Consider the following 13,444-nt stretch of genomic DNA (forward strand, 5'->3'; position numbering starts at 1 on the left):
GAGTGAGGCATCATCCTCACCGATGTGCCATGCCGGATGCGGCGCATCAACCCGGCGCTGTCCGGGCCGCTCAGCCAAGCGCTTCGGTCATCCCGGCAGCGGTGCGCTTGATCGTCTGGATCACCTCGAAGCCTTCGAATTCGGGATGGCCGATATACATCGGCTTATTCTGGCCCGCACCGCGATGCGAGGCGCGGAACGCCTCGGAGTTGGTCCAGGCCACGAACTGCTCCCGGTCGGCCCAAATCGTGTGTGAGGAATACAGAATATGATCCTCGCGGTCCGGCCCCTTGAGCATGTGGAACTCGACGAAGCCTGGAACGGTATCGAGGTTCGATTCGCGCGACAGCCATAGATCCTCGAACACCTGCTCCTGGCCTTTGAGGACCTTGAACCGGTTCATGGCGATAAACATGCGACGTCTCCGTGCTGATGGGTTGCTGGCGCTCGACCCTGATCCTCTATAGGGCATGTCGACGCCATCGCCGATGCGGCATCGGTGGCGATCCTGATCCGCATTTGCGGCGTATCGGCCATCGCTTCGTTGACTTCAGCGTCAAAACGCCCTAACGACGCTTCTCCGCCGACAGCGTCCACGCGACCTGACGGCCGGTAGCTACGAGGTTTCCGGGATTATCCCGCCTCCGGCGACGCACCCGCGGTTTTTCACTCGACGCAGTGTAAGGCCTGTCGGCTTCCGCGTCTCGTTTTCGGACGAGACACGGCAGCACAGGAGGGCGCGTTCCTCAATCCACTCACGCGAGGAATTGCGATGACGAAGCGCGCAGAATCGAAGTATAAAATTGACCGCCGCCTTGGCCAGAACATCTGGGGCCGTCCGAAGAGCCCGGTCAATCGCCGCGAATACGGCCCTGGCCAGCATGGCCAGCGCCGCAAGGGCAAGCCGACCGATTTCGGCACCCAGCTCAAGGCCAAGCAGAAGATGAAAGGCTATTACGGCAACATTTCCGAGAAGCAATTCCGGAAATATTACGCCGAAGCCATTCGTCAAAAAGGCGATTCGAGCCAGAACCTCGTCGGCCTTCTCGAGCGTCGCCTCGATGCGGTTGTGTACCGCTGCAAGTTCGTCCCGACCGTCTTCGCGGCACGTCAATTCGTCAACCACGGTCACGTCCGGGTTAACGGTCGTCGCGTCAACATCTCGTCCTATCAGGTCAAGGTCGGCGATCTGATCGAGGTCAAGGATGCGTCCAAGCAGCTCGCCGTCGTGCTCGAAGCCGTGCAGCTCGCAGAACGCGACGTGCCGGATTATTACGAAATCGACCACACCAAGATGACCGCCAAGATGACCCGCGTGCCCGGCCTGACCGAGGTTCCCTACCCGGTTCAGATGGAACCGAACCTCGTGATCGAGTTCTATTCGCGCTAAAATCCGGTAGGGTTCGTCCGTACCAGATCAAGCCGGTCCGCCTCGAGCGGACCGGCTTTTTTGTTTGTATAGCGCCGCTCCAAGCCTGACGTTCGGGTTGCTCTAAGAACAAAAGAAGAACTTGTAAAAGGGAACAAACCACGTACATTGATCCTGTTGCGGCGTCCCGGCGCGCATGTCAAAAGGATTGCACTCATGAGCCAAGCGAATCTTCGCCTCGTGGAAGGAACCTCCGTGGACAAGACTAAGGCGCTCGAAGCAGCGCTCTCGCAGATCGAACGAGCTTTCGGCAAAGGTTCGATCATGCGGCTTGGCAAGAACCAGAAAGCCGTGGAAATCGAGACCATCCCGACCGGCTCACTCGGTTTGGACATAGCGCTTGGCGTCGGCGGTCTGCCGCGCGGACGCGTGATCGAGATCTACGGTCCGGAATCTTCCGGAAAGACGACGCTGACGCTCCATGTGATCGCCGAGGCGCAGAAGCGCGGGGGTGTCTGTGCCTTCGTCGATGCGGAACATGCGCTCGACCCGGTCTATGCCCGCAAGCTCGGCGTCAATCTCGAAGATTTGCTGATCTCACAGCCCGATACGGGCGAGCAGGCTCTCGAGATCACCGATACGCTGGTGCGGTCGGGAGCGGTCGATGTTCTCGTGGTCGATTCGGTGGCGGCGCTGACGCCCCGCGCCGAGATCGAAGGCGAGATGGGCGACGTGCAGCCCGGCCTGCAGGCTCGTCTAATGAGCCAGGCTCTTCGCAAGCTGACGGCTTCGATCTCGCGGTCGAACACGATGGTGATCTTCATCAATCAGATCCGCATGAAGATCGGCGTGATGTATGGCTCGCCAGAGACGACGACGGGCGGCAATGCCCTGAAGTTCTACGCATCCGTACGTCTCGACATTCGCCGGATCGGTGCCATCAAGGATCGCGACGAGGTGATCGGCAACCAGACCCGCGTCAAGGTGGTCAAGAATAAGGTGGCTCCGCCATTCAAAGAGGTCGAATTCGACATCATGTATGGTGAAGGCATCTCCAAGGTCGGCGAATTGGTCGATCTTGGCGTGAAGGCCGGTGTCGTCGAGAAATCCGGGGCCTGGTTCTCGTGGGACAGCCAGCGACTCGGCCAAGGTCGCGAAAACGCAAAAGCATTCCTCAAAGCGAACCCCGATGCGGCGCGGACGATCGAGCAGGCGATCCGCGAGAATTCCGGGCTGATCGCCGAGAAGATCCTAGGCGCTCCGGAAGCCGACAACGACGATGACGATGTGTCGGCCGCCGAAGCCTGATCCTGTCTGACGTCCTGCATTCACTGGAGCGTCGATCAACCGGTCACGACATGTCGCGACCGGTTTTCTTTTGCCTCGGAAACGTCTTAGAACGTCTCCTGGGCCGGCAGTTTGCCGGATCGCGGGCACCGCCGACTCGTCGGGATCGAAAATCCAGCGAGACGGGCCGACATGCCCAACCTTCCGAGTGGATCGAGGCGGCAGTTGCCACCTCCGTCAGCAGTTTTAGTCCTGAACAGATCGGCGCCCCGCCGAGGCTGTTCTCGTGAGAGCGTCGAGTCATACGGCATGAGCAGCGTCAACGACATCCGGTCGACCTTCCTCGATTTCTATCATGCGAACGGTCACGAGGTCGTCCCCTCCAGCCCCCTCGTGCCACGCAACGACCCGACGCTGATGTTCACCAATGCGGGCATGGTGCAATTCAAGAACGTTTTCACCGGCATCGAAAAGCGGCCCTACTGTCGCGCCACGACGGCACAGAAATGCGTCCGGGCTGGAGGCAAGCACAACGATCTCGACAATGTCGGCTACACGGCCCGGCATCACACCTTTTTCGAAATGCTCGGCAATTTCTCGTTCGGCGACTATTTCAAGCCGCAGGCGATCGAACTCGCCTGGACCTTGATCACCAAACATTTCGCTCTCGATCGCGACAAACTGCTGGTCACGGTCTACCACGATGACGACGAAGCCTTCGATCTATGGAAGAAGATCGCGGGTTTCCACGACGACCGCATCATCCGGATCGCCTCGTCGGATAATTTCTGGGCGATGGGCGACACCGGCCCATGCGGACCATGTTCCGAAATCTTCTACGACCAGGGCGAAAGCCTGTTTGGCGGCCCTCCTGGGAGCGCCGATCAGGACGGCGACCGGTTCCTAGAATTCTGGAACCTCGTGTTCATGCAATTCGAGCAAGTCGGCCCGGGCGAGCGTCTGGCGCTGCCGCGTCCCTCGATCGACACCGGCATGGGCCTCGAGCGGATCGCCGCCATTCTTCAAGGCGTCAAATCGAACTACGACACCGATCTGATGCGAAGCCTCATCATGGCCGTCGCCTCCGCGACCGGCGTCGACCCGGACGGCCCGCAGCAGGCGAGCCATCGGATTATCGCCGACCATCTTCGTGCCACGTCATTCCTGATCGCCGATGGCGTCGACCCCTCGAACGAGGGGCGCGGCTACGTGCTTCGGCGCATCATGCGTCGCGCCATGCGGCATGCTCAGTTGCTTGGCGCGCGCGACCCGCTGATGTGGCGGCTCGTCCCGGCTCTGGTTCGCGAGATGGGTCAGGCCTATCCCGAACTCGTGCAAGGCGAAGCGCGGATCGCCGAAATCCTGCAACTGGAAGAGACGCGGTTCAGGACCACATTGGCGCGTGGTTTGACGATCCTCGACGAGGAAACCAAGTCGCTGGCGCCAGGCGCGGTCCTGTCGGGAGATGTCGCGTTCAAGCTTTACGACACGTTCGGTTTTCCGCTGGACCTGACGCAAGACGCTCTGCGTGGCCGCGACATGACGGTGGACGAGGCGGCTTTCGCGACCGCGATGGAGCGTCAACGGGCCGATGCCCGCAAGGCGTGGACCGGCTCAGGCGAAGCCGCCACCGAAACGGTGTGGTTCGGTCTGCGTGAGCGAACCGGGGCGACGGAATTCCTCGGCTATTCGACCGAACGCGCCGAAGGCATCGTGACTGGCATCGTGGGAGGCGGCACCGAGGTGCGGTCCCTGTCGACCGGCGAGAGTGGCTACCTTATTCTCAACCAGACCCCCTTCTATGCCGAATCCGGCGGGCAGGTTGGCGATACGGGAACGATGCTCGGAGCCGGGCTCCGCCTGCGGGTCACCGACACGACCAAGAAGCTTGGTGACCTCTTCGTTCATGCGGTCACGGTCGAGGAGGGCGAGGTGACGATCGGCGTGCCGCTCGATCTCGTGGTCGACCATACCCGCCGCAGAGCGATCCGCGCCAACCACTCGGCCACCCATCTTCTGCACGAAGCGCTTCGGCTCGTGCTGGGTCCGCATGTCGCCCAAAAGGGATCGCTGGTCGATCCCGACCGGCTGCGGTTCGACTTTTCACACCAGAAGCCGATCACGGATGCCGAACTGATCGCCGTCGAGGATATCGCCAATCGGATCGTGCTGCAGAACGAACCGGTCGTGACCCGCCTGATGGGGATCGAGGATGCGCGATCGAGCGGCGCGCGCGCCTTGTTCGGCGAGAAATATGGCGACGAGGTCCGGGTCGTGTCGATGGGCCGAAGCGAAGCCACCGATGGCGACGCCGCACTGGCCTATTCGATCGAACTCTGCGGCGGCACGCATGCGGCGCGCACAGGCGACATCGGTCTCATCAGCGTGGTGGGTGAGAGCTCGGTCGCCTCCGGCGTTCGCCGGCTCGAGGCGCGCACCGGCGAGGCCGCACGTCATCATCTGAACCGGGAAGCGGCTCGGACACGCGCTTTGGCCGATCTCTTAAAGGCCAGCCCCGAGCAGGCCGCCGAGCGTCTCCATGCCTTGATCGAGGATCGCCGCAAGCTGGACCGCGAGTTGGCGGAGGCTCGGAAGCGGCTTGCGATGGGTGGTCCAGCCTCGGGCGACGCCAAAAATGGGATGCGGTCAGTTGCCGGTGTGACCCTGATGGCGCGCGCCATCACGGGCGTCGACATGAAGGATCTGAAGGGCTTGGCCGACGAAGCCAAGACCGCGATCGGATCGGGAGTTGTCGCAATCGTCGGCGTGTCGGACGACGGGAAGGCCAGTATCGTGGTCGCCGTGACGCCAGACCTGACGGACCGGCTGAGTGCGGTCGACCTCGTTCGCGCCGCCTCCGAAAAGCTTGGCGGTAAGGGCGGTGGGGGTCGACCCGACATGGCACAGGCCGGTGGTCCGGACGGCCATGCCGCAGAGGCCGCCTTGCAGGCGGTGTCGGACGCGATGGCGCATCGTATCGCCGCCGAGTGAGCGTTGCCACGCCCCGAACGGCTTGGTTTCGGGCGCGGCTCGATCTACATGCGCTGTTCGATGAAGCGGACACGCAGAATTGGCCCGCGACGATCGTACGCCGGGGGCTGATCGGCCTCGTGCTGATCAGCGTTGCCAGCATCGTGCTGGAAACCGTGCCGGATCTCGCTGCAGCTTATGGCGCGTGGTTTCTCGGGATCGAAGATGTCGCGGTCGCGATCTTTTCGATCGAATATATCCTGCGCCTGTGGAGCGCACCCGAAGAGCCGAACTATTCCGGATCTGGTGAATGGGCGGCCCGCTGGGCCTTCGCCCGCTCGCTTCCAGCACTCATCGACCTAATCTCGATCCTGCCGACCATTGCCGGTCTCATCCTGTCGGCCCACCTGAAAATCTTCCTGCTGCTCCGACTGCTGCGGTTCTTCAAGCTCGCGCGCTATTCGCCGGGCATGCGCTCGCTCGCCAAGGTGCTCGAGGCCGAACGCAAGGCGCTTCTGGCGTCGGCGATCATTCTTCTCGGCTTCGTCATCCTCGCGGCCGCCGCCATGTATAGCGCCGAACACGACGCCCAGCCCGACAAACTCGGCTCGATCCCGGCCGCGATGTGGTGGGCGATCGTCACCCTGACGACCGTGGGTTATGGAGACGTCTACCCGATCACGGTGGTGGGCCGGCTGGTCGCCAGCGTCACCATGGTGTTCGGGCTGATGATGTTGGCTCTGCCGGTCGGCATCGTGGCGACCGCCTTTGCCGAAGAAATCCATCGTCGCGAGTTCGTCGTCACCTGGGGCATGATCGCGCGCATTCCGCTTTTCGCGACCTTGTCGGCCAGCGAAATCGGTGAGATCACCCGTTTCCTGAATGCCAGGATGGTGTCGAAGGGAACAGCCGTCGTTCGCCAAGGCGAGGACGCTCGGTCCATGTTTCTTATCGCCAGCGGTGAGGTCGAAGTGGAGTTGCCGAATGGTCCGGTGAGGCTCGGCGAGGGACACTTCTTCGGCGAACGAGCCTTGCTTGAAAACTCCAAGCGCTCAGCGACCGTCCGCGCCACCGAGACGACGCGGCTGCTGGTGCTGGAAGCGTCTGATCTCCGCGTCATGATGGACCGCAACCCGGCGATCGCGCAGCGGATTCGTGGCGTCGCGGAACAGCGGCAGGCCGACAATGCCAAAAACGAGGATGCTGACTAAACGCGCGCGCCGGTCGCAGGCGAACGAATGTGCGCCGATGTCGGAACTGAAGCGAAAGCTTGGCATTCCTTTCCAGCAGCCGGCGGTGTCCGCGAGGCACGACCGGTGGATGCAGCACCTCAACCAAGCCGCGGCGGGCGCGAACGGTTTGGGCGAGTCGAGGGAGACCGTAAAATGAATTTTGGAAATCTATTGCACTGGGCGATCATTTTTTTGGTCGTCGCACTTGTGGCTGGCATCTTCGGCTTTGGCGGCTTGGCCGGCACCGCCATGGAAGGTGCGCGTCTGTTGTTCTGGGTCGCGATCGTTTTGCTGGTGATCTCGCTGATCTTCGGCTTCATGCGACGAGGCGTATGACCGCACGCGCATCGGTCTAAAAACAAAGCCCGGCTCTCACGAGCCGGGCTTTTCATCGGATCGACCAGCCCGACAGGGTTCAGGCCGCCATGGCAACTTTCAGGTTGCTGTCGATCTTGTCCAGGAAGCCGCTTGTCGAAAGCCATTTTTGGTCGGGACCGACCAGCAATGCCAGATCCTTGGTCATGAAGCCGGCCTCGACCGTGTCGATGCAGACCTTTTCGAGCGTCGTCGCGAAACGAGAGAGCTCGGCATTGCCATCGAGCTTGGCCCGATGCTCCAAACCGCGGGTCCAGGCGAAGATCGAGGCGATCGAATTGGTCGAGGTCTCCCGGCCTTTCTGATGCTCGCGATAGTGGCGGGTCACGGTCCCGTGGGCGGCTTCCGCCTCCACGGTCTTGCCATCGGGCGTCATCAGAACCGAGGTCATCAACCCGAGCGATCCGAAGCCCTGCGCCACCGTGTCGGACTGCACATCGCCATCGTAGTTCTTGCAGGCCCAAACATAGCCGCCCGACCACTTCATCGCCGAGGCGACCATGTCGTCAATCAGGCGGTGCTCGTAGGTGATCCCGAGTGTCGCGAATTTCGACTTGAACTCAGCTTCATAGACCTCCTGGAAGATGTCTTTGAAGCGCCCGTCATAGACCTTGAGAATCGTATTCTTGGTCGACAGATAGACCGGATATTTCCGCATGAGCCCGTAATTGAGCGAGGCGCGGGCGAAGTCGCGGATCGAATCGTCCAGGTTATACATCGACAGCGAGACGCCGGCGCCGGGGAACTTGAAAACTTCCTTCTCGATGACCTGGCCATCATCGCCCTCGAAACGGATCGTCAGGCGCCCCTTGCCTGGCACGATGAAATCCGTGGCGCGATATTGGTCGCCGTAGGCGTGGCGCCCGATCACGATCGGCTGCGTCCAGCCCGGCACCAGTCGCGGCACGTTCCTGGCGATGATCGGCTCGCGGAAGATCACGCCGCCGAGGATGTTGCGGATGGTGCCGTTCGGCGATCGCCACATCTCTTTCAGCTTGAATTCCGCGACGCGCGCCTCGTCCGGCGTGATGGTGGCGCATTTCACGCCGGCGCCGTGCCGCTTGATGGCCTCGGCTGCATCGACCGTCACCTTGTCGGAGGTTTCGTCGCGGTGCTGGACCGAAAGATCGTAATAATCGAGGTCGATATCGAGATAGGGATGGATCAGCTTGTCGCGAATGGTGTGCCAGATGATACGGGTCATCTCGTCGCCGTCGAGTTCGACGAGCGGGTTTGCAACCTTGATCTTATTCATGCGACGCGCCTCATGTGACGGTTGGCCTTGATGCCGTTGCGGCCGGGTCGGGCGGAATTTCCATCCCGACGCAGCAGCCGTATCCGGCGTGGATGATCCTCGTGCAGATCTCGCGTCAGCGGACGTGCCCTCGAAACAGCGTTTCGCTATAACATCGGCCGCGGACGCGACCAAGCATGCAGCCGCGACGTCGTCGTGGATTGCTGGAAGGCAGAAGAATGGTCGGGGCCGGAACGGATCGAACCAAACCCATGGTGGAGGGCGGCCCCGCCATCATCCTGGTACGCCCGCAATTGGCCGTGAATATCGGCACGGCCGCGCGCGCCATGGCGAATTTCGGCCTGTCGGATCTTCGGCTGGTCGCGCCGCGCGCAGGGTGGCCCCCGGCCGAGGAATACCGCGCCATGGCCGAAGCTGCGGCAGCCGGAGCGACGCCGTTGCTCGACCAAGCCAAGCTCTACGACACGGTCCAGGACGCGGTCGCGGATCTCAATTGTCTGTGGGCCACGACGGCGCGGGAGCGCGGCCAAGGCAAGCGTCTTGTCGAGCCCGACATCGCGATGGCGGAGGTGGCTGACGGGCACATCAATCGGCAGGAGCGTCACGGCATTCTGTTCGGCCCCGAGCGCACGGGCCTCAATAACGACGAGGTCGCCCTAGCCGACGTCATCGTGACCTTCCCGGTCAGCCCCACCTATGGCTCGTTGAATCTCGCTCAGGCGGTTTTGCTGATGGGTTACGAGTGGCGGAAAGCGCAAGATCGGCCCGCACCCGCGGCCCCAATCGAGCGTTCTCCGCGTGCGCCGCGCGATCAGGTCATCGCGTTCTTCAACTATCTCGAAACCGAGTTGACCGAGGCAGGTTACTTCCGCCCCGATGACAAGCAACCGGTCATGCGCCGCAACCTGCGAAACATCCTGCATCGGCTGGCCATGACGGAGCAGGACGTGCGGACACTCCGTGGCGCGGTCGTCCGTCTGGTGAGCGGACGTCGAGTCGATACACCGCGAACGATCAAGCGGGCTCCGGGGGCTGACCCTGAATGAACGACGATCGAACGACGGCTCAACAACCTTTGCAGATCGTCATTTTCTTATCGTTCTTTTTTTCTTCCCGCATATCGGATTGGGTCGTCCCACCGACGGATGGCTTTCCGGCGCCCATCCGCTTCTTCTGTGGGGACACGGTTCCGCCGGACGGGGCAGACTGAACTGTGTTCCCGCCACTCGATGATTGCGACGGCGTCGACGGACTGGTGGTCTGGGCTTCAGCCACCATCTGATAAGGGCAAAGTGACATCAGCGACGCAACGACCAATAAAGGCACCATCCGCATGACCAGTCTCCTTTTTTGAGGCATCAACGGGCCGTCACTGAAATAGGTTGCTTCTTCCACCTACGCTCCAACATGCCTCGCCCGCTGGCTTTGGCATGTCTGCTTTTCGAGGGCCAAGATCAATGCGAAGCCGTGATGCCAGTATTCTGATGGTCCCGGGATTGGGCAACTCCGGTCCGGATCATTGGCAGACGCGCTGGCAAACCAAACTGCCGACCGCGCGTCGGGTCGATCAGGCATCATGGGACGCGCCGGAGCGATTTCTTTGGGCCGAGGCGGTCCATGCCGCCATCGTGGCCAGCGACCGACCGGTCATCATCATCGCCCACAGCCTCGGCGTGATCGCCACAGTCGATGCGCTGACCAGCCGCGACGTGCAGAATGTCGCAGGCGCCTTTCTGGTGGCGCCTCCCGAGGAGGAGCGCCTGCTGGCCCTCCCCCAGGTCGATCCAGCGTTCGCTCTCTTTCCGAGCGCACCGCTCCCCTGCCCCTCGGTTCTGGTCGCGAGCCGCAACGATCCTTATGCGTCCTTGGCGTCGAGCGAGAACCTCGCGCTCGACTGGGGCTCGAAGATGATTGATGCCGGCGAGGCCGGTCATATCAACTCCGAATCCGGCCACGGCCCCTGGCCGGAGGGGCTCATGGCTTTTGCGGGCTTCCTCAACAAGTTGTGAGGATCGAGGGCGTCAGGTCGACATGGTTGTCTTGACGGCCTCGACGAGTTGCTTGAGCGAGAACGGCTTCGGCAGGAAGCCGAACGCCTCGCCTTCGGGAAGGTTCTTGGCAAACGCCTCTTCCGCATAGCCGGACACGAAGATGACCTTGGCGGTGACACCGCGCTTGCGGAGTTCGCCGAACATGGTCGGTCCGTCCATTTCGGGCATCACGACGTCGGAGACGATGAGATCGATAGGCGTGCTGGTTTCCTCGACGACCTGCAAGGCTTCCGCGCCCGAACCGGCCTCGATCACCGTATAGCCGCGCGACGTGAGCGCCCGTGCTCCGAAGGCGCGGACGGCTTCTTCGTCCTCCACCAGCAGAATGGTGCCGCGGCCGGTCATATCGGTTGCGGTCGCTTTCACGACCTCCTTCTTCACCGTGTCGTCGACAGGGTCGGCTTTGTGTTGGGGCAGCAGGATCCGGAAGGTGGTGCCCTCGCCGACGATGCTGTCGCAGAACACGTAGCCGCCGGTCTGCTTGATGATTCCATAGACCATCGACAGCCCGAGGCCGGTTCCCTTACCGACCTCCTTGGTGGTGAAGAAGGGCTCGAAAATCTTGGGCAGCACCTCAGGCGGAATGCCGGTGCCGTTGTCGCTGATCTCAACCAGCACGTAAGGCGCCGGAGAGAGAGACTTTTCGTTGAAGGCGGCGCATTCCTCGATCGGCACGTTGCGGGTGCGGACCAGGATCTTGCCGCCGCCCGGCATCGCGTCGCGCGCGTTCACCACGAGATTGATCACGACCTGCTCGAATTGGTTGAGATCGGCCTTTACCAGCCACAGGTCGCGGCCGTGTTTAACGTCAATCTCGATCTTTTCGCCGACGAGGCGGCGCATCAGGTTTTGCAATTCGGCCAGCACGTCGCCGAGTTGCAGAACCTCGGGCCGGAGGGTCTGGCGACGCGAGAAGGCCAGCAATTGCCGCACGAGTCCGGCAGCGCGATTGGCGTTCTGCTTGATCTGCATGATGTCCTGGAAAGACGGATCAGTCGGACGATGGTTCGCCAGCAGCAGATCGGAATAGCCGAGGATCGCGGTCAACACATTGTTGAAATCATGCGCGACGCCGCCGGCGAGTTGGCCGATCGCCTGCATCTTCTGGGCTTGGACGAAGCTTTCCTGCAGGGTTCGCTGCTCGGTCGTCTCGAGCGCGAAAACGTTGGCGGTTCCCCCGGCCGACCCGCCATCCTGCGCTGGATCATGGCCTTGGCTCTCGCCGGCCGACAGGAACAACCGCACGGAGCGCTCGCCCGGGCCGGTCAGACTGGCGTCGACCGGTGCGATTTCACCCGTCCCGGCAGCCGCGAGAGCGACGGCGGATTGCAGCGACGGACGATCGGTTTCGCCGATGGCAGCGTAGAGCGATGCCGTGTAATCGCCCTTCCCGGACCGCAGCGCGTCGCCGAAGAGGCGCGCAAAGGCAGCGTTGGATCGCGTGATGGTGCCCCGCGCGTCGAGCGAGGCGATCGCCATCGGGGTCGAGTTGAAGAAACGCGCGAACCGCACCTCGGCGGCCCGCAAATCCTCGGCCGGCTCCTCGCCCGGCGCGCGATTGATCACCAGTGTCCGAGACGGGCCGGCGGCGCCATCCTCGGCGAAGGCGATCCGGTGCAGGATGCGAACCGGCAGGCTGCGTCCGCTTCGGCTTTTCAGATCGAAATCGAATTGCTCGGTTTTGACGTCGCCGGGTCCGCCGGCCACCATGGTCAACATGGCCGCCCCGTCGCCCGCGACGATGTCGGAGACGCAGAGACCGCCCGATCCAACCTGGGCGAGATCATAGTCGAGCCAGGTCGCCAGCGTGGCGTTCATGTAGGAGATGCGACCATCCGGATCCGCCGAGAAGAAGCCGGCCGGCGCATGATCGAGATAGTCGATCGCGTGTTGGAGTTCCTGGAAGACGTTCTCGTGTCGTTCACGCTCTCGCGTCACGTCGGCCACGGTCCACAGCACGCCCGGCTTGTTGCCCGGCCGCGTGATCGGGCGCACGCGCACCCGATACCAGCCGACCGCGCCCTCGCCGGTTAGGGCCGGAGAGAGCCGCATTTCCTCGGTGAGGCGCTTGCCGTCACGCGCCGCTTGCGCCAAACGATAGACGGCCTCGGAGACTTCCGGCGGGCCGGAGAACAAGCGCGCAACGGTGCGGAGGTCGGCGGCGTCGCTCGCACCCGACAGAAGCATGTAGGTCTCGTTGGCGTAGACGATCCGGTTTTCGCCCTCGGTCACCAGCAAGCCTTCGGCATTGGTATCCGCGATCAGCTTGGTAATGTCATTGGGAGCCGCATGTCCGGCGACTTGCAGGAAGCCGACCGCGTAGAAAAACAGCGCCATCAGGCCGATGAGAGCCAACAAGGCCAGGAGGCCCAACGTGAGACGACCAGCCTGATCCTGGGGGAGAATCGAGTAGGACGCCGCGGCGGCCACAAGGAACAGAGCCAAGATGACGACGAGGACCGGGCTTCCGGTGCGCTCGGTGCGGTCCACGGCGGCGGGAACGTCACTCATGGAACCAACCCGACCGAAGGGAGCCCCCGAACCATGCACCGGGAGCGCGAGGCGACCGCGTTAACCATTGATTAACCTTGTTGGAGCGCCGAAGCCGGTTTGTGTTACAATTCAACACTAGCGGCGTTTGGTGTCGAGAGGCAGACGATCTTATGCAGTCTTTTGGCGCGTTTTTCACGGATAACAAAGGAGCCGCCATTGCGGTCGTCCTCGTCGCGATCGTTGTTATCATCCTGATCCTGATATTTCTTTACCGGCTTCTGTTTGGACGTCGGTTGCACATGGCGGGGGGCGGTCGCACCCGCCAGCCTCGCCTCGGCGTGGTCGACGCCTTCGATCTCGATCGACAAAGGCAGTTGGTTCTGGTCCGACGGGATAATGTCGAGCATCTGCT

12 protein-coding genes are annotated in these 13,444 nt (G+C 62.3%); 7 read left to right on the forward strand and 5 right to left on the reverse strand.

The features are described 5' to 3' along the window. Positions 1-70 precede the first annotated feature (70 nt). Positions 71-415: a heme-degrading protein HmuQ gene (gene hmuQ, locus EY713_RS20630; protein ID WP_131118735.1), complete on the reverse strand. Its 345-nt coding sequence runs from the start codon at positions 413-415 to the stop codon at positions 71-73. 357 nt (positions 416-772) lie between these two features. On the opposite strand from hmuQ, the gene rpsD reads away from it, so the two are divergent. The 5 genes from rpsD (at position 773) to EY713_RS20655 (ending at position 7,194) form a co-directional block, all read left to right on the forward strand. Then, on the forward strand, positions 773-1,390 hold the full coding sequence (gene rpsD / locus EY713_RS20635) for a 30S ribosomal protein S4 (RefSeq protein WP_131118737.1): 618 nt from the start codon (positions 773-775) through the stop codon (positions 1,388-1,390). Positions 1,391-1,585: 195 nt separating this feature from the next. Next, a complete protein-coding gene (recA, locus tag EY713_RS20640; protein WP_131118739.1) occupies positions 1,586-2,677 on the forward strand; it encodes a recombinase RecA in 1,092 nt (363 codons plus the stop codon). Positions 2,678-2,965: 288 nt separating this feature from the next. After that, on the forward strand, positions 2,966-5,647 hold the full coding sequence (alaS, locus tag EY713_RS20645; RefSeq protein ID WP_131118741.1) for an alanine--tRNA ligase: 2,682 nt from the start codon (positions 2,966-2,968) through the stop codon (positions 5,645-5,647). Then, positions 5,644-6,837, forward strand: a complete 1,194-nt coding sequence (locus EY713_RS20650; protein ID WP_131118743.1) for a cyclic nucleotide-gated ion channel — start codon at positions 5,644-5,646, stop codon at positions 6,835-6,837. The genes alaS and EY713_RS20650 overlap by 4 nt, the downstream gene beginning before the upstream one ends. Before the next feature lie 174 nt (positions 6,838-7,011). Beyond that, on the forward strand, positions 7,012-7,194 hold the full coding sequence (locus EY713_RS20655) for a DUF1328 domain-containing protein (RefSeq protein ID WP_131120030.1): 183 nt from the start codon (positions 7,012-7,014) through the stop codon (positions 7,192-7,194). A gap of 79 nt (positions 7,195-7,273) precedes the next feature. On the opposite strand, the gene EY713_RS20660 is transcribed toward EY713_RS20655, so the two are convergent. After that, on the reverse strand, positions 7,274-8,488 hold the full coding sequence (locus tag EY713_RS20660; protein WP_131118745.1) for an NADP-dependent isocitrate dehydrogenase: 1,215 nt from the start codon (positions 8,486-8,488) through the stop codon (positions 7,274-7,276). 218 nt (positions 8,489-8,706) lie between these two features. On the opposite strand from EY713_RS20660, the gene EY713_RS20665 reads away from it, so the two are divergent. Then, positions 8,707-9,534: an RNA methyltransferase gene (locus EY713_RS20665; RefSeq protein ID WP_131118746.1), complete on the forward strand. Its 828-nt coding sequence runs from the start codon at positions 8,707-8,709 to the stop codon at positions 9,532-9,534. A gap of 19 nt (positions 9,535-9,553) precedes the next feature. Here the strand turns inward: EY713_RS20665 and EY713_RS20670 are convergent, their stop codons facing one another. Next, positions 9,554-9,883 (reverse strand): hypothetical protein, encoded by a 330-nt coding sequence (locus tag EY713_RS20670; RefSeq protein ID WP_131118747.1) that lies wholly within the window; start codon positions 9,881-9,883, stop codon positions 9,554-9,556. Between the two features lie 62 nt (positions 9,884-9,945). Here EY713_RS20670 and EY713_RS20675 point away from each other — a divergent pair, with 62 nt between their 5' ends. Continuing rightward, positions 9,946-10,497, forward strand: a complete 552-nt coding sequence (locus EY713_RS20675) for an RBBP9/YdeN family alpha/beta hydrolase (RefSeq protein WP_131118749.1) — start codon at positions 9,946-9,948, stop codon at positions 10,495-10,497. A gap of 12 nt (positions 10,498-10,509) precedes the next feature. On the opposite strand, the gene cckA is transcribed toward EY713_RS20675, so the two are convergent. Continuing rightward, positions 10,510-13,050: a cell cycle histidine kinase CckA gene (gene cckA / locus EY713_RS20680; protein WP_131118751.1), complete on the reverse strand. Its 2,541-nt coding sequence runs from the start codon at positions 13,048-13,050 to the stop codon at positions 10,510-10,512. A gap of 104 nt (positions 13,051-13,154) precedes the next feature. Continuing rightward, a complete protein-coding gene (locus tag EY713_RS23260; RefSeq protein WP_245572816.1) occupies positions 13,155-13,439 on the reverse strand; it encodes a hypothetical protein in 285 nt (94 codons plus the stop codon). Between the last annotated feature and the right edge of the window lie 5 nt (positions 13,440-13,444).

The organism is Lichenihabitans psoromatis (assembly GCF_004323635.1).
GTDB classification, from domain to species: Bacteria; Pseudomonadota; Alphaproteobacteria; order Rhizobiales; family Beijerinckiaceae; genus Lichenihabitans; species Lichenihabitans psoromatis.

Excerpts from the sequence above, each read along its gene's own strand:
- recA (WP_131118739.1), top strand. The coding sequence starts at position 1,586 with ATGAGCCAAGCGAATCTTCGCCTCGTGGAAGGAACCTCCGTGGACAAG.
- hmuQ (WP_131118735.1), bottom strand. The coding sequence starts at position 415 with ATGTTTATCGCCATGAACCGGTTCAAGGTCCTCAAAGGCCAGGAGCAG.
- EY713_RS20655 (WP_131120030.1), top strand. The coding sequence starts at position 7,012 with ATGAATTTTGGAAATCTATTGCACTGGGCGATCATTTTTTTGGTCGTC.
- alaS (WP_131118741.1), top strand. The coding sequence starts at position 2,966 with ATGAGCAGCGTCAACGACATCCGGTCGACCTTCCTCGATTTCTATCAT.
- cckA (WP_131118751.1), bottom strand. The coding sequence starts at position 13,050 with ATGAGTGACGTTCCCGCCGCCGTGGACCGCACCGAGCGCACCGGAAGC.
- EY713_RS20675 (WP_131118749.1), top strand. The coding sequence starts at position 9,946 with ATGCGAAGCCGTGATGCCAGTATTCTGATGGTCCCGGGATTGGGCAAC.
- EY713_RS20660 (WP_131118745.1), bottom strand. The coding sequence starts at position 8,488 with ATGAATAAGATCAAGGTTGCAAACCCGCTCGTCGAACTCGACGGCGAC.
- EY713_RS23260 (WP_245572816.1), bottom strand. The coding sequence starts at position 13,439 with ATGCTCGACATTATCCCGTCGGACCAGAACCAACTGCCTTTGTCGATC.
- EY713_RS20665 (WP_131118746.1), top strand. The coding sequence starts at position 8,707 with ATGGTCGGGGCCGGAACGGATCGAACCAAACCCATGGTGGAGGGCGGC.
- rpsD (WP_131118737.1), top strand. The coding sequence starts at position 773 with ATGACGAAGCGCGCAGAATCGAAGTATAAAATTGACCGCCGCCTTGGC.